Annotated in this window: 20 protein-coding genes; 3 read left to right on the top strand and 17 right to left on the bottom strand. The window is 59.2% G+C overall.

The genetic code is table 11. The features are described 5' to 3' along the window. The first annotated feature begins 18 nt into the window (after nt 1–18). Nucleotides 19–366 (top strand): hypothetical protein, encoded by a 348-nt coding sequence (locus tag SIAM614_RS06690; protein ID WP_006933098.1) that lies wholly within the window; start codon nt 19–21, stop codon nt 364–366. Further along, the gene (locus tag SIAM614_RS06685; RefSeq protein WP_006933096.1) at nt 363–683 is read left to right on the top strand and encodes a hypothetical protein; all 321 of its coding nucleotides are present in this window, start codon (nt 363–365) and stop codon (nt 681–683) included. Before SIAM614_RS06690 ends, SIAM614_RS06685 begins: the two co-directional genes overlap by 4 nt. 35 nt (nt 684–718) lie before the next feature. Here the strand turns inward: SIAM614_RS06685 and SIAM614_RS31900 are convergent, their stop codons facing one another. The 13 genes from SIAM614_RS31900 to SIAM614_RS06625 form a co-directional block, all read right to left on the bottom strand. Beyond that, on the bottom strand, nt 719–865 hold the full coding sequence (locus SIAM614_RS31900; RefSeq protein ID WP_006933095.1) for a hypothetical protein: 147 nt from the start codon (nt 863–865) through the stop codon (nt 719–721). Next, the gene (locus tag SIAM614_RS06680) at nt 865–1,230 is read right to left on the bottom strand and encodes a phage tail assembly protein (protein ID WP_006933094.1); all 366 of its coding nucleotides are present in this window, start codon (nt 1,228–1,230) and stop codon (nt 865–867) included. Before SIAM614_RS06680 ends, SIAM614_RS31900 begins: the two co-directional genes overlap by 1 nt. Nucleotides 1,231–1,296: 66 nt before the next feature. Further along, entirely contained in the window at nt 1,297–1,809 is a 513-nt protein-coding gene (locus tag SIAM614_RS06675; RefSeq protein ID WP_006933092.1) for a phage major tail tube protein, read from the bottom strand. 52 nt (nt 1,810–1,861) lie between these two features. Continuing rightward, nucleotides 1,862–3,097, bottom strand: coding sequence for a phage tail sheath protein (locus tag SIAM614_RS06670; protein ID WP_006933090.1), 1,236 nt, complete (start codon nt 3,095–3,097; stop codon nt 1,862–1,864). A gap of 87 nt (nt 3,098–3,184) precedes the next feature. Then, a complete protein-coding gene (locus SIAM614_RS06665; protein ID WP_081455202.1) occupies nt 3,185–4,015 on the bottom strand; it encodes a DUF4376 domain-containing protein in 831 nt (276 codons plus the stop codon). Nucleotides 4,016–4,023: 8 nt separating this feature from the next. Continuing rightward, on the bottom strand, nt 4,024–5,013 hold the full coding sequence (locus tag SIAM614_RS30480; RefSeq protein WP_006933085.1) for a phage tail protein: 990 nt from the start codon (nt 5,011–5,013) through the stop codon (nt 4,024–4,026). Nucleotides 5,014–5,022: 9 nt separating this feature from the next. Then, nucleotides 5,023–8,304 carry a DUF4815 domain-containing protein gene (locus tag SIAM614_RS06655; protein WP_006933083.1) on the bottom strand — a complete coding sequence of 1,094 codons (3,282 nt, stop codon included), beginning with the start codon at nt 8,302–8,304 and terminating at the stop codon, nt 5,023–5,025. Beyond that, on the bottom strand, nt 8,304–9,407 hold the full coding sequence (locus SIAM614_RS06650; protein WP_006933080.1) for a phage tail protein: 1,104 nt from the start codon (nt 9,405–9,407) through the stop codon (nt 8,304–8,306). Before SIAM614_RS06650 ends, SIAM614_RS06655 begins: the two co-directional genes overlap by 1 nt. Continuing rightward, on the bottom strand, nt 9,404–10,255 hold the full coding sequence (locus SIAM614_RS06645) for a baseplate J/gp47 family protein (RefSeq protein WP_006933078.1): 852 nt from the start codon (nt 10,253–10,255) through the stop codon (nt 9,404–9,406). Before SIAM614_RS06645 ends, SIAM614_RS06650 begins: the two co-directional genes overlap by 4 nt. A gap of 9 nt (nt 10,256–10,264) precedes the next feature. Next, entirely contained in the window at nt 10,265–10,663 is a 399-nt protein-coding gene (locus SIAM614_RS06640) for a GPW/gp25 family protein (RefSeq protein WP_040439481.1), read from the bottom strand. A gap of 3 nt (nt 10,664–10,666) precedes the next feature. Further along, a complete protein-coding gene (locus tag SIAM614_RS06635; protein ID WP_006933075.1) occupies nt 10,667–10,852 on the bottom strand; it encodes a hypothetical protein in 186 nt (61 codons plus the stop codon). A gap of 9 nt (nt 10,853–10,861) precedes the next feature. Next, nucleotides 10,862–11,413: a phage baseplate assembly protein V gene (locus SIAM614_RS06630; protein WP_006933072.1), complete on the bottom strand. Its 552-nt coding sequence runs from the start codon at nt 11,411–11,413 to the stop codon at nt 10,862–10,864. Next, a complete protein-coding gene (locus tag SIAM614_RS06625; protein ID WP_006933070.1) occupies nt 11,410–12,225 on the bottom strand; it encodes a hypothetical protein in 816 nt (271 codons plus the stop codon). Before SIAM614_RS06625 ends, SIAM614_RS06630 begins: the two co-directional genes overlap by 4 nt. A gap of 32 nt (nt 12,226–12,257) precedes the next feature. Between SIAM614_RS06625 and SIAM614_RS06620 the strand changes: the two genes are divergently transcribed. Further along, on the top strand, nt 12,258–12,566 hold the full coding sequence (locus SIAM614_RS06620) for a hypothetical protein (protein ID WP_006933067.1): 309 nt from the start codon (nt 12,258–12,260) through the stop codon (nt 12,564–12,566). Nucleotides 12,567–12,616: 50 nt separating this feature from the next. On the opposite strand, the gene SIAM614_RS06615 is transcribed toward SIAM614_RS06620, so the two are convergent. The 4 genes from SIAM614_RS06615 to SIAM614_RS06600 all read right to left on the bottom strand — a co-directional run bounded on the left by SIAM614_RS06615 (nt 12,617) and on the right by SIAM614_RS06600 (nt 15,525). Beyond that, nucleotides 12,617–12,970 (bottom strand): hypothetical protein, encoded by a 354-nt coding sequence (locus SIAM614_RS06615; RefSeq protein WP_006933064.1) that lies wholly within the window; start codon nt 12,968–12,970, stop codon nt 12,617–12,619. Between the two features lie 101 nt (nt 12,971–13,071). Beyond that, a complete protein-coding gene (locus tag SIAM614_RS06610) occupies nt 13,072–14,085 on the bottom strand; it encodes a major capsid protein (RefSeq protein ID WP_006933058.1) in 1,014 nt (337 codons plus the stop codon). A 12-nt stretch (nt 14,086–14,097) separates the two neighbouring features. Next, nucleotides 14,098–14,478 (bottom strand): head decoration protein, encoded by a 381-nt coding sequence (locus tag SIAM614_RS06605; protein ID WP_006933057.1) that lies wholly within the window; start codon nt 14,476–14,478, stop codon nt 14,098–14,100. A gap of 3 nt (nt 14,479–14,481) precedes the next feature. After that, nucleotides 14,482–15,525: a head maturation protease, ClpP-related gene (locus SIAM614_RS06600; RefSeq protein ID WP_006933056.1), complete on the bottom strand. Its 1,044-nt coding sequence runs from the start codon at nt 15,523–15,525 to the stop codon at nt 14,482–14,484. Between the last annotated feature and the right edge of the window lie 13 nt (nt 15,526–15,538).

The raw sequence follows: 15,538 nt of genomic DNA, 5'->3' as shown, positions 1-15,538 counted from the left end.
TGCGAGCGGAGTTGAACTATGAAGAAGGCTGGTGGAATAATTGCGCTAATTGCCGGCATTTTTGCCGTACTTGCAGCACTGGTAACTCTATTTATTGGTGGCGTGGCTACTGCCGTGGAGGCAGATCAGGCCGATGTTGCGATCGGACTTGGTTGGGGCGGAATTGTTTTTTCGTTCCTCACAATCGCCTTGGGTGCGGTGGCGATAGGATCGACGTCTCGGTGGCCCGGTATTCTGTTGATCGTTTGCGCCATAGCCGGGGCGATCCTAGGCGGCACGCTGGTAGCCGTTTTCATGTGCCTGGCCCTTATTGGCGGGCTGATTGCAGCCTTGGGCAAGTCCCCGCAGAAGGAAGTTGCGCAATGAGGTTAGCTGTTTTCGCTGTGATTGCACTGGCGGCCCAGCCTGCCTTCGCGTGGAGCGAAACAGAGCAATACGACGCTGCGAGCCAGTTAGGATCGGTGATCGCTGCTGAAGGCTTCTGCGATATGGCCTACAATCAAAGTGCGATCAGCGCATATATCGAAAGCACGGTTCCTGCCGACGATATGGGGTTTGCATCATTGCTCGATACAACGGTCGATATCGCCGTCTATAACCAAGAGGGAATGGCACAGTCGCAAAAGACAGCCCACTGCACCCAAATGCGTCGGGTGGCAAAGTCATTTGGCTTCATAGACTGACTTTCCAGTGCCGATATTCAGCGTTTTGGGCAGGGTTATTCCCTGCCCTTCGGCTTTTTGGCTTCCGCCTCGATCTGCAACACCTCTTCGACGTGACCGAAGTAACGGAAGAAGGTTGGAACGTCCCAATCCTCGATTTCCGTCAGGGACTGATGCAGGTACCGCGCGATCTGCGCGGCCATCAATCCGAAGCTTTTGCCCGCTTGGCCAGTTCCGCCTGAACCGCTGTCTGCATGCCGTAGCTCGCCGCCTCTTCCGTCAGGAAGCCCATTTTGACGTCTTCCCAGGACTTTCCCATGAGAGGCGCGACCTGCTCTTCAAGGTTGGCATAATCGTCGGCATCGAGATCAAGGATCACTTCGGCCGGCACACCTGCCATTGAGGCATAGACAGCTCCGGTCTTCTGCAGAATGCTCTTGTAATCATCCGCCGCGACGAGATCCCGGACCTTGCGTTTGCGCGCGAACGTCAGCTTGTCGAAGGTCTTGCCGCCGTGCTCGACCGGCTCTTCAAGGGTAAGTTCGACGGGAGTGGTTTTCTGAGACATGTGATTTCTTTCAAAAGAAAGGCCGGGACTGAGCCCGGCCGGTAGAGGTTGCGAGGAAAGATTAAGTTACGCGCCGAGAGCGCCGCGCACCCCTGCGAAAAGATCGACACCGTTACGTCGAAGGATGCGCTCTTGGGCGTCGATGTAGAACAGCTCCTGGCCGTCAAGCGTCAGTTCGAAGTGCGTCACCTCGGTCAAGGAGTGGTTACAGCCCTGGAAGTCGACCGGGTCGCTTTCGTCGGGCTCCCACTGAGAGACCGCACCCTCGATAACCGCACGGGCCGGGATATCGCGACCAGTGAACTTGTCCTTATAGGCGCCGGCAAAGACCCAGCGATCACGCTCGCCAAGGCCTCCGAACACCTCGGTGTCGAGGCCCTTCACCATGAACTTGGGTTCAAGCGTCTCAATACGCGGCAACGTGTAGTCGACGGCCATGACGCCGCCGCCAGGGTTATGGCCCGCCGTCGCGAACTTGATCGGCGGGATAGTCAGTTTCGCAATTGTGAGAGCGCGCGACGTGCCTGCCTTTTCTGCCCGGCGCACGTCAACCGCGGTCAGCATGTAAATCGTCTGCATGATCAGATCCTGATTTCTGGAAAGTCATAGGTTGGTACTGCGTCAGCGCCGATCAGAGATCGTTCGACAGGCGGGCGATGATTTCGTTGACGAGGTTGTCGACGGCCGGCCGGTACCGGCGGATCTCGTGCTGAGCGAGCTTGAAGACCGGGCACGGCTCAATGCCGATAGTCAGCTTGAGGCGACCAAGACGGATGTTTTCCGGGCTGTTCTGGCTCGCCTTGAACATCTGGTCCTTCGGCGTATAGCCGAGGATGTTGCCCTCGTTGACATGGTCACGCAGCGCAAACGCAATCGAGTTGATCCAGGACTCCGTTGTGTCAGCATGAATGCGCCGACCAAGGAACTGGTTGGTGATCTCGATGATCTGCGTGATGATGTAATCGGTTCCGCGCACCTGGTGGATCTGCTCCCACAGCTCCCCGGTCTGAGCGTTGTCCGTACCGATGAAGCGATACCCGCCATCGGCAATCGCGCCATCAACACCGGTTTCGCCTTCGGCCACGATGGCGACGTTGGCCGCAAGCAGCTGCTGGCCTTCGGTGGAACCGTCCAGCGTGGAAAACGGGATCTTCCGGGAAAGACCGGCAAGGCCGTACAGCTCGCGGTTGGCAAACGGGTGGAACGGCTTGCCGCCCCCGACCTGGTTGTCGATCCGCGCCATCAGACCGGCAACGCGAGGCATCATCGGGCGGGTGACAACCTGCGCACCATCCCAGACCTTTGCCGCGACACCGATCGGCATCAGACGTTCCGAGGTCATCGTCTCGCGGGCATCGATAGCATTCGCCGCCGAGGTGTCGTCGACATCGACCGGAGCGACAGCCATGATCTTGCCGAGGTTGGCTTCCAGCGCCGCGATCACCGGGTTGGTGGTTTCGAGATCCGGGCGCCAGGCAGTGCGACCGGCAACGACAATGCGCGGGGTCTTGTTGACTGCGGAGGGGATGCTGGCAATGCCGTTGACAATGGTGGCAATGGCCGCTGCGGTCGCGGCGACATCCACGCCTTCGGCAACGCGAACGATCGTCACATCCGCACCGGAATTCAGATCGGTCAACTGATCGTTGATCCCTTTGACGGCATCGGCCAGGAGGCCGGTACCGAGTGCGGATACGGCCTCCGCATCGCTGGTCGAGATCCGCACCGGTGTATCGGCCGGATATTCGGCAACCGAAGCGTCCTCGGACGTTTCGATCAGCAGCATCTGGGAGAAGTCGGCACCAAGCGCCGGAACGATCTCATCGTCCGGGCGCGTGAAGCTCATTCCAAAGACTGGTTCGGTCATCTTTCCTCACAATCAGCCCGACAACCGGGCACAAAAAAACCGCCTCACGGGCGGTTGCGGTCAGGGGTTAGAAGTTTGCGGAGCTAGTTACGGCCAGAGCGCGACGATCTCATCGAAGTCGGACGGGACCGGGTCCATTGCCTTGATGGCGTTTGCAGCGAAGATATGCGCCGACTTGTGATCGAGGACAGCCTCGCCGAAGGCCATCATCGTCTGTGCATCCATCTTCATGCGGCTGTCGTCGGCAGCGATCCATTCGAAGTCGCCAGGGCCGCCGTGCCAAGTGAAATCACCAGGCTGGGCACCGTCGATCAGGATAGCCGACTGAGCGCGGGAATAAGCGCCCTGAATGTTCTCGCGATCCTCCGGACGTGTCTGGAATAGCACGCCGTTGAAGGTAATGCCGGCGTCAATCCGGCGATCGCGAGCAGCGTTGACATCGGCGCTTGTAGGAGGCCCCTCCGGCTCCGGTACCTCACCCTGCTCCCGCACATATCCATTATCAGTAGGGTCACCCAAAAAATCGATAAGGACAGGAACATCTCCGTCCCACCAGATCTCACCTCTGTAGTCCAGACTCACCACCCAGGCATCGTCGATCCACTCGACGGTTTCGTTCTCGCCCGGTTCCGGTGGCGGGACATCAGTCCAACCTGCATCGCTGGGCGGGGTTCCGATGAAACCAACCTCCGAACTCACGCCACCGCACCACCAATTCTCACCACGGTGGTCTGGACGGAGTTGCCATGATCCTTGGGCAAAAACGCGCGCCATACCCTCGGTTGGCGGAGGCGGAGCAATTTCAGTTGTGAACGCTGGTTTCAGATAAACATCAGGCTCGCGTGGAGACTTGTCCGCCTGCAAAGTCTCAACAAACTCGCCCGTTTCCGGGTGATAGCTGTAAAGCGTAAGTGGCATAACGATCCTCAGTATTTAATACAGGCAAGCAGGGCGATGTTGCGCGGCCTGGCTTCACTGCCGCCACTTGCATCGGTTGTGACGCTGTGGCTGTGGCTATCGGAGCTGGTTGAAAAGGTGTGGCTGTGGTTGCCTGAATAGTTCACCGTTGGCCCTGGTGAAGTATTGCTTCTGGAAGTCGCAGGAGCTGCTAGACCCGTTCCTGCGTTTGTCCCACCCTCGTATGCCATGTTGTGAGTGTGATTGCCGGTAGTGTTTGTGGTGCCGGTGTGACTATGACTATCGGAGCTGGTTGAGCCTGTATGGGTGTGACTGGCGTTTTGGTCAGATTGGGAAGACCCCAGAACACGAGCACCGTCTACGCCACGCGCATCGTCCCATCCTCTCAGGAACTCACCACGAAGATCAGGAAGATTGAAGGTCGAGTTTCCATCGCCTACCCCGAAAATGGTCCCGATCGCGGCGAACAAATCGGCATATGCAGTGCGCGAGATTTCGGCACCGTTCGCTTTCAGCCATCCATCTGGCGCAGTAGACATCGCGTAGTAGGCAACACAGCCCGGCGCTACACCGTTGGTTACTTTGGTCGTGAGCTTCTCCAACGCCGCTTGAACGTTGTTCGCATCAAGTCCATTGATCGCGTCGATGCCAAAATAAGACGCCTTCGCAACGACCGAAGTCCATTTGCTATTAAGGTACTGCAACACCATACCTTGCGTCGCATCTGATACATCAGTGTCCGAAAGCCCCTCCAACGTCCCCGGCATATTGGAGATCTCGCCCGCCAGCGTATCCAGCGCCGCTTGCAAGCCTTCGACATCGGCAACGACGTGCCCGTGATCTGAGGCCGCGACACCAGCTAGCGCCGTCTGGAGGGAATGGATAAATCCATCGATCATCTCCATCGACAGAATGAGCCGGGTGAAGTCATAATCGACATCGTTGGCCGGGTCCGGCTTCGGAATGCCGAGGTGTGCTGTAATTGCGTCGGTTGGCATCGGAACCTCTTAGTATCCGTAGGCGCGCAAACGCGCGATGGAGGGACGCGCTGCCGGCGTGCCGTTAAGGGTGACTTTCACGCGGCCGCCATTGGGGGCGGAAAAGCCTGCAAGATTGAGCTTCGGTTCCGTCCAGCCGCCGCCGAGGGCGCGCGCGCTCTCCTGGACAAGCGGCTGCCAATCATCGTCACCGTCATCGACAAAGATCGAAACAGTTGCCCCGGCCGGCTGCCACCGATCGAACAGCGCACGGAACCCGATCGGGCCATCGATCGGGAAGAACCGCGAGACATAGTCCGCCTGCTCCTGCACCTGCCCGCCAATGATCGCTGTGCCCGGCCAAAGGATCGGCGACAGATACTCGTTGCCGTTCAGAACAGCGCGGAGAGTGATCGTCTCTGAGACATATTCATCGAACTCGATGGACTGCCCCGAGGCGAGCGGGATAACATCGCCGTTGGCGCGGACAAGCTCGTACCGGAACCGGGTCTGATCGGATTGCAGCTCGACGGTGCCGCGAACGACCAGGTCTGTGATAGCCTCGATGTCGCCCTGGTACAGATCGACGGTCTTTTCCACCGGGCTGAACTTGGCAGCGACGATATCGATCATGAGATCGCTTTTCGGGTGAGCCACCCAAGTCGTGCGGTTCGATCCGGAGAACAGGTCGCCGTTGGTATAGGGCTGCGAGGAAACCAGTTGCTGGGTCTCGGGAACCACCTCGCCAAGCGTAGCGATCTTGAGAGCGTGGTCCGCATCGTCGGTCATGATAACGACGCAGTATTTTTCCGAAGCGCTGAGATAGTGCGGCGCATCCCAACGCGGGCTGACCTTGTCACCAGGCTGAACGCCAACCATTGAGATAAACTTGGTTGCGAGAACCTCATTGGTTGGGTAGCCATTTAGGGTCTTTGCCAGCTGGCAAACCAAGCCGTTGGCTGGATCACCCACCTCGGCAACTACCACGTCGAAGCCAAGCATCATGCAATCGACAGGCGGGACAAACGTGAAGGCAAGCGGATCGCCGTTCATCCCCCCTTCACGGCCAGAGCCTTCACCGGGGCCGCGATTGTTGGAGACGTTCGTGACGTTGGTGACCCGGACGATATTGTTGATCACGTTGACCACGGGCGGCGGCGCAGCCCTGGTAACCAGGTTGACCCGGCGCATAACCTCGACGGTGATTTCACCTGCACCAACGAAGGACGCCTCGGCAAAGCCACCGGCAGCACCTTCCGCCCGGATCGCATGCGTGCCGGTTGGAACACGGGCCGGGATCTGGAACGTGCCTTGCACGTCACCGTTGGCACCGGCAACAAGCGGGCCTGCCGGCGTCACGTCCCGCCCTGCGAACAGAAGCTTTTCCAACTCTTCGTTGGGGGCGAACCCCTCAATCGTGAAGTTGATGTCGAGTTGCCGCAGGAACTCAGCCGCCCGCGTCGTCTGACGCACCTCTTCCGTGATCGTAGTGCGGCCCGGAGACTGACCAGGAGCCGCCGTGAACTGGCGCGTGATGGACGAGGTCCACTGCGTTTCGGTCTGAGTCCAGAAGTCGTTGTTCGGATTGAGCGCCAGCAAGCCCGGCATCGGGTTGTAGTTGGCGTACGGGTTGACCTTCATGGACCCGGTTGCGAGCGGCTGCGAGATGATCACTTCTTCGGTGTAATCGAGGATCACAAGCGTGTTGATCGTCTCGACAAACTGCTCATAGACCGGCAACTGCAAGACGCCCTGGTTGGCGGCCGCTGTCTGAACGACACCGTCATCGCGGTAGAAATCACTCCAGAAATCATCCGTGAAGATGCCATCGGCAGAGATAGCAGCCGCGTCCGGTACCGATTGCTCCATGAGCGTCCGGTTCAGTTGATCGGCGAGCTTCACCGTCAGTCGCAGATATCCCCAAAGCTCATCATAGGTCGGTACGCGGGTGCCGTTGTTGACGATCTCCGGAGCGCCGTCCCAGGTATTGTGGATCTCGGCAATCTTCAGATAGCCTTCGGGCGGCTTCGGCGGCAGAGCACCTTTGCGTGCGGACTGCCCTTTGACAATGCTCGGCGTGCCATCGATATCAAAAACAAGAATATCCTTGCGCGGGATCTTCGAGTTGTAAGTCAGCAGCGCCGTCTCATCAGTCACGCCGCCTGACAGTGTGATCGTCGTAGCGTCGAATGCATCCGGCGCGACCTGTTTGAAATAGCGATAGGTGACGACATAAGTGCTGCCGGCAGCCGGCTCATCACCAGCCGGAGCCCACGAGATATTGTCGCCGGACAGGGAATATGTTGCCGGATCAAACGTGGTCGCGGCCTGCGTGACGCTTATGATTTCGACAATCGACGCTTCCTGCAGTTCATCCAGACCGTTGGGCACGGGACCGCGCGTCACGTTCTCGGAGATCTGCATGGTGACAACCGCAGAAACCACGTTCGCGATCGGCGGCCTTGCGACGGTCAGAACTGCGGTACCGGTGCCACCATCGGTGAAGGTCTTCGCCTCGGCCGAGACCAGTTCAAGATCAGGATCTTGGGTCTGGAACATGGTGAAAGCGGTTTCGCGGGTACGGCGCCAGCCCTGAATGTTTGCAGCGCCGGCACCCACCGACAGGATCTGCCGATCGTTGCCATCGTCTCCAAGCGTGCTGACTTCGCACCCCTCAACGATGTAGGAGCCGCGTGCGCGGTCATAAATTGCAGCGGTCGCAAGAATGCCATCAAGCGCAGGCGGTGCGGTCTGATCAACAACAGTGCCATCGAGCAGCTTGTAGACCTGTATAAACTGGCCCTCGCCGCCATCGTTCAGCAAGCCCCACTCAAGCGACCGGTTGGTGCGGTATGCGCCCGGTTCCCCTTCCGCATCTGAGCCCGGATGCAAGCCGACGAGAGAAGCATCTTCCTCGTGGCCGATGCGGGTGACCACCTGACGTACCCCAACAATCACGTCGCCGGAGATCGGAACATCATCAAACTGCGCAGCAGCAACCGAAAGAACATGACCATCAATGTAGATCCTGCCAGCCTGCAGGATGATGCTGGCAGTTGTCGGAATGGCATTCGGGTCTTCCGGGTCGATGTCGAATGCGACCTTGATTGCCGCATCGCTTTCCCGGTTGCCGTTGCCTGCAACCAGATCGCCAATCGCCTGGATGCGACGGCCGGTCAGGCCCTGCAGTTCATTGAGTTCCGCGCCCTGAATGAAGCGGTCCTCGACAAAGACCAGATCCGTCCGGGTGGACGGCGCGTCTGGAGTTCTGTCATAGGCAGCGGCAATGCCGGACTCGTGTTCGTAGGCCATCAGAACCTCAAGAAAAATTGGACGTATTCACGGACCGTCTCGCCAAAAAGGATCGAGATCGGCTGTGACGCGATTTCAACGCCTCCGGTCAGGCCGGCAGGCTCCAGCCAGAGTTGGCCGGGTTTTGACTGGTCTGTGACATCAGCGCCGAAGACGATGGAGACAGACGCGGCTTCGGAGCCGTAACCGTCACCGAACCCGGTGCGCGCAAAGACATGCACACCAATCGGGTTCTCAAGGTTCGGCTCCAGAAAGTCAGTGCCGAATGCGTATCCGGTAAGCCCTTGCTCAACACCCCGGCAGACAGCCCGGCGATAACCAATCGTCTGGTCAGCGTCATCGGCAAAGCGAACCCAGCAAGGCAACGCCTCAATGGCACTCGCCATCGAGACCCTGCGGCCAAGCGCAGCGTCATCGGCCCACTTGAACGTGGCCGTTGCCCAGGGAAACTCCATGTCGGCCCAAAGCTGGCTCGGGACTTCGGGAAGCCAAACGCCAAGCGCGGTCAGGTCACCTTCCGTCAGAACGTGGGTGTAGCGATAAGCTCGACCGAAAGACCATTTCGGCCCCTTGCCATCGATCCGGACACCGCTGTCATCTCCAAGGATCGAACCGCTCAATCGAGTGCGGCAACCTTCGGCGGCCGGCACATCGTAGCCATGGACGCCACGGCGGAATGTTGACCGCTCCGGGCGGCTGATCTCGACAAGGCCAGCTATGATGCCGAGATCGTCCTTCTCATCGCGGACCCGGTCCAGATCAATCTGGAACTCGGCCCATGCGAGACGCCGAGCCGGAGGATCTTTAAGCGTGCCGGAATAACCAGCAACAGCGAGACCTTGGGAAATGGCCTCATGCGTGCCCCTCACCTCGCACCACGGCCGGCGAAGCGCCAGAATGCCGCCATAGGTCGCGACATACGGCTGAAGCAAGCCCATTCCAAACTCATGAACCAGATACGGCCTGAGATCGTCAGGCTGCACGCTATGCTTCCACCCGGAAATATAACTCAGGGCGGGATCAATCTTCGGGGCCTGATCGCCGGCCCGATCGAGCGCGACCTCGATTGGCGTCGCGTTGGACGGAAGAAGTGTCTCGGTCATCGGCCCCGCCCGGCAAACTGAACGGTCACGTCACCGATCTTGACGGCTTCCTTCGGGCTTGCGGCCACATCAGCCACCGGTGCGTTGACCACGACATTGGAAACGCCGGGCACCATTGCGGCCTTGCTCACCCAAGCCCGGTACAGGTCAAGCCCCAACAGATCCTCCTGGTCGCGCGCCAGGCGAATGAGGTCTGGAAGCTCTGCGAGAATGTCTTCAGATGCATCCGGTGTAAGTGTGACAGAAAGGTCGACCGCCACAACTTTCTGAACGGCGGAGATCACGTTGTAACGGTCGGACACCAGACGCACCGCAGGGGCTTCAAGCGCTGCCCGAACAGTCGCAAGAAGGGACGTAGAAGCCGCGCCGCCAACGTCAGTTGACAGAACCGCAATGTTGACGGTCGGGTCTCTGTCTTCGGTCCATGTCGCGATATCGCGAACCTTGGGGCTCGATGCCATTGCAATAGCCTTGAACCGCTCATAGGTGCCGCCAGGAGACCGGCCAATGGTCGCCAGTTGAACGCGCTCACGCAAACGCTCATCCGTTTCACCTGCGAGCCTGGCGACACCGTAGTGCGACGCCAGATGCTCAAGATCGGTGCCGGTCGAATAGGCAAGGATCTGGTTCCGAGCGACATGGTTCGCACGGGTGCGCAAGCGGATCTCGCGATAAGTGAAAGCTTCTAGAACAATCTTGACCGGATCGGTTTCGAGCGCTCCAACATCATAAACGATGCCTGCGGCCGCGAACAAAACCCTCACCTCGTCGATGAAGCTTTGCAAAATGGTCTCGTAATCCAGTTCCTCAATCACTTGAGGATCTGGAAGGCTGGAAAGATCGATCACGGTTTACCCTCAGATGACCGAGGCCGAGGCGGAGCCGCCTGCAAAACGCACGGAAAAGGAAAGATTGCGCTCGATGGTGAAGTCACCAAGATGGCCGCTGGGCCGATAGTCCGCCTCGATCACGATACCAACTGTGCCGCGGCGAACTGCATCAGCCGAACCGCTGAAGGAAACCCGGCGCACATGCAAACGGGGCTCCCAGAGATCGATCGCCGTTCCGATCACTTGCTGCACGATCGCCATCAGGGACGGCTTGACCGCCCGGCCGAGCAGTTCCGCGACCCCGCCTCCGAACTGCCGGCGCATCACGCGCGATCCGATGCCCGTTGACAGGATCACTTCCACGCTCTGAAGCGTGTGCGTGAGATTGTCGAGCGGGAGCATCGTCACGCGGTCAAAACCGGACATGGCTTATTCTTCGCCTTCCACGGGCTCGGCACTGTCTGCCGCAGCTTTCGGCCTGGACGTCAGGAGCCGTCCGAGAGAAACATCATGCATCGCCTCTTCCACGGTCAGACGCAGTTTGCGGCTTTCGGGAATGCGAGCGGCGCTGATCGCGCTGACACCGTCAGCGACGTAATAAGTCTTCTTAGACATGGATTTCTCCTAGTGAGGTCCTTCGGTGTCCGCTCCGCCAGGAATGACCCCGGAGTGGACATGATCGTCGCCGATGTTTGTGCCGTTGTGTCTGACGTGCCCGTCCTCAAAATCAACATCGCCTTTGACCAGCAAGTTTCCTTCGATTTCAACGTCAGCGATGAATTTCACCAAGCCACAATCAACGGTCAAAATTCCGTCTTTCAATGTGACTGTAGCGCCCAATCCCTTTAGGACGTTTGCCATCAAATCGGCGCTCGGCGCAGGATTGCTGTCGGTGAACCCACCTCGAAGCAACACCCCCTGCCGAATGTCACCGTTCGGGCTGAGCACGCCGACAACTTGCCCCTTCGATAGAGGTATCCAGGATGACGTTTGCCCGCCGCTTTCCGGGTGCGGCAACCAAGGCGACAGAAATGGCCCGTCATCCCCGTCGCCAAGCTTGATCCGGTATCCCTTGGCAGGGTCGATTTCTTCAATAGGTCCGATCCGGATCATCTGACCGAACCGGGTTTTCAGCATCTCGATATCGATGCGCTGCCCTGTCAGAAACTCGATCATGCCCCTACCTCAACCGGCTGACCGCCCGCGACATCAATCGTCACATTGCTGATCTCGCTGTCCTCATCCGCATCTGGCACGTATTCAAAGCCGAGCGAACCGAGTTCGGTCAGGGTCAGGCCGATCCGCTCGCGCGCCTCTTCAAGATCCTCCGGGGACACCGGGATCTGATCGAGGATCAGCGCTCCGAGCTTCTGGTCATCGGCATCGCCAGCCGCGAGAAGTGCGAGGAACCGTGAAAACGGCGCGCCCTCAGGCACGTCCTGAAGGAACTGCGGATCTTGCAGGGCGTCGACGGTAAATGTCAGCTTCTGAGCCGCGACACGCTCCCCTGTCCGGTCGCTGCCGGCGCGCTCACAGGTGACTTTGACGACGCGGCGGATCAAGCCGCGCAACACTTCCGCAGCTTCATTCTTCCCATCTGACAGACCAGACCGAATTTGCCGTCCCAGAATATCCAGGTAGAAATCATGCATCCGGCTGGCGTGAGGGATGGTCGGGAAAATGACCTTCATCTTCCTTCCCGGACGATCCGGATCATCAACCTCTTCCTGCATGGCGTCGGTGACACCGTATTCAAGGCAGAGGTTCACAAGACCGTTCTCGTGGAACGCGCGCTGTTCGTCAGGCTTGGCTTCCGCGTCATCGGTATAGACCGCGATAAACCGGCCCTTTTGCGGCTTGATGCGCAATCCTTCTTCGTCCTCACCGAGAATACCAATCTCGCTATCAAGCACGTTTCCCTCGGCTACAGTCCGGTCTTTGAGGGCCTTGACCGCCAACATTCTCAACGCAATCCGCACAAGGCTCATCAGCTGTCCCCAAGATTGATAATCAGACGGCCATGGCCGTTCGGATCGACGGAAGAAACGCGCCAGCGCGGTTCGCCTGGTCGCTCCAGCGCAATGACATCGTCACCCTGCCGGACATCAAGGTCTGGATAGACCGCTGGATCCGGCTTCAGAACCGCACCGCCTGTCCGGACATTGCCGCTGAACTGGCCCGACCGATCACCAGACAGAGACTGGTTCTCGCGGTCCTCATCGACCAACGGCGCACGATCTCGCGTGCCGGCCGCTCCGGATCTTCCCGGCCATCCGTCCAGGCAACAATCCTGACGCGTTCCGCAAACATGCCGTCTACACTTGAGTGAAGACGACGCTTGAATTGATCGAACCGCGGCATGTTTCATGCGCCTCGTTGTCAGGATTTGGCGTCGGCAAGCGCACTTTCTGCACCATCCAAGGCTGCCTGAGCGGTTGCCTTTGCCTCATCACTCTCTGCGCTTTCGAGAGCTTCTTTTGCCGCCGCGACGGCCTTTTCGAGCCCGGCGAGTTCGGCCTTCTTCTTGTCTGCCCCCTCCGAGCTTTGGACCGGCTTGGTGGTCGAAGTTGCTTTTTCTGCGAACCGATCGCTGACAAGGTGCTCGCCGTAGGCAATCGGCACAGTGACTACTTCACCGGGTTCGCAAACCCGGTCCTTCGCGGACTTGAGAACATCCTTCGGGATGATGCCACCGAGGGGGAACTGGATTTTCATGGTCGTTTTGGAAGCCATTTCACGTCTCCTTTTGATGTCGAAAGGCTGAATGCCCTCGGAGATCAAAAGAAACCCCGGGGCAATGCTCCGGGGTTTTTCGCAAGTCAGATCTGTGCGGATTAGACCGTCAGGCGCCGGAGCGCTCCAGGCCGAGTGCAAAGCGAGATCACGTTTGTCTGGACCTCGATTTCTGCCTTCTTTCCGTTCTGCGGCACCCAGACTTTTGCGTAACGCGGCAGGCCCGGTGTGTTCACCGTCTCGATGTAATCGGCCGGCGCGAAACGGCTGATGAAGAGCCCGGAGACACCCATCGGCGTTACACGGCCCTCGTTCTCCGCGATGTAGCCAACGCCGCCGTTATCGGCTTTGGCCTTGCTGCCGTTCCGATAACGTTCAAAGGTGAATTTGCCGATCTGGTACTTGTCCGGAATAGCCTGGCGAAGCTGGTCAGCGCCGACAGTATTCAGGAACGTTTCGCGGATGCGCTTGTGGTTCCAGACCTTCAGGTGGAATTCGCGGCCGGTCCAGACATGGAAACCGGTATAGTAATCGTCGAGAGAGTCTTCGATGGACCAGGCAACGTCCGTTTCAAGGATCTCGTCGACCTTGGCGGCGTCGTTGTCGAGATCCAGACTGACGGCAGCCGGCACGGCAATCCCGAACCGCGAGTAGAGATTTTCGAGGACCACGCCGGATTTGGTGACCACGATTCCCTTGATCGCTCCGACGCGCTGATGTTCCAGCGTCATGTCGAGATCGCGCAGGTGACGATCGGTCTTCGACCGGACCCGGTCCATGACCTGCTCGACTTCGGTTTCGGAACCGAATGCACGGACGCCCTGAACTTCATCTGCCTTGACCGCGTCGTCGCGCTCATAGTGAGGCACCGAAAACGGGACCAGACTGCGGCTGCCCTCGCCGGCCGTCTCACCCGGACCGCCGCGCTCGGTCGGCTCCACAAGGCTCAGCTGCCCCTTCTGGTTCTCAACAGAGATAACGGTCGTTGTGACGCTGTCCTCTTCGAACATGCCCGACGACGAGATCTGTCCAGGGCGGTAAGGCTGTTCGTTGACGGTTGCCGTCAGGTTCTGAACGCTGAATGCATCGTCATTGAAAATATCGAGTGTCGGCATGCAGGGTCCTCCTTAGCGTGCCTTGATGCCGACAGCGCGCAGCTGGTCGAGCTTGGTTGCGGTCTTGGTGTCATCGTCAACGGAGGCATGGAAAAGAAGCATCGGCTTCTTGACCTCTGCGTCGGCGGTGTAGGCGACGACTTTCTGGTCCGCGTCGGTTGCGTCGACACGATATCCAAGGATCGCCGTTGCGACCTCTGCGCCTTCCTTGCCAACGACCTCGGCGTTCGGCGAGAAAACATATTTCTCCGAAGCGGTGACTTTGCCGAGGACGGAACCCGGCTCAAGAACACCTTCCCCGGAGGCGATGGTCACGGTATCGACGGACCGCTTGCCCGATGCCTCGGAAAGCACAAAGGCAAGATTGCGCGGCCCCATGGTCTTGTTCTCCATGGCTTATGCACCTTTCATCTGCTGAGCGCGGGAAGCAAAGATGCCTGCGCGGTTGAGTTTCGCCTGTGCAGGCTTCGGGCCATCGGAGGGCAGAGCCTGGCCGGAGGCACGAAGTCGCTCGGCTTCATAGGCGGCCGGGTTCGCCTCTTCCTCTGCTTCGCTCGTCGGCTGTGCGGCGACGCCTGCAGCGAGAATTGCGACCGCGTCTTCGGCGGTCATGTCGGTTCTAAACGCAAGGTGCTGCGCCTGAGCCTCTCGACCTTTTGCTTCATCAGAGCCAAGAATGGCCTTGATACGCGTCTGGGCAGCGGCGGTCGCATCGGCAGTGACCTTTGCGACATCGACGGATTTTCCGCCCGCCTCGGTTGTTTCAGCCATGCTGGTCTCCTCTTGGCTGGTTGGTGCGGCGGACGCCGCAATTCGGTTGATCTCGCGCTCGAAGGTCCACCCCTTCTCGACGGAAAGGGCGACAAGACGCTCCGGTGCGTTGGCATAAACGCGATAGTCGAAGGCGGTTGCCTGCTTGGCCTTGGCCTCTTCGGCTTCGTCGGCAAACCCGGCCTCGACCGCCTCTTCGGCGGTGAACCAGGTTTCGTCCTTCATGATCTGGCGAACCTCTGCCAGATCCTTGCCGCTGCGAGCGCTGTAGAGCGACGACATCTGCTCGGCGAGCTTGTTGAGCGCTGCGGAGGTTTTGTCGTGGTCGCTGGCGGTTCCGTAGGTCGAGCCGGACGGATCGTGGATCATCAGCTCGGAACCGGCACGCATGACGATGCTGTCGCCGGCGAGCGCAATGACCGAGGCGGCCGAGGCGGCGATCGCGTCGATCTTGACGGTCACGGTTCCCTTGTGTGCCTTCAAAGCGTTGTAGATCGCGATGCCTTCGAAGGCGTATCCGCCACCGGAGTTCAGCAAAACGGTCAGGTCGTTGTCCGTGCCGTGTTCCGCGAGCGCCTGCAGCACCTCGCTCGACGTGAAACCTTCACGCCAAAGGCTTTCCCCAACGAACCCGTAAAGAACGAGTTCGCCGTTCACATAAACCGCCATCGGTCTTTCCTTG

The sequence above is a fragment of the Roseibium aggregatum IAM 12614 genome (assembly GCF_000168975.1).
Classification (GTDB): domain Bacteria; phylum Pseudomonadota; class Alphaproteobacteria; order Rhizobiales; family Stappiaceae; genus Roseibium; species Roseibium aggregatum.
This window is presented reverse-complemented; position numbering and strand designations above follow the sequence as displayed.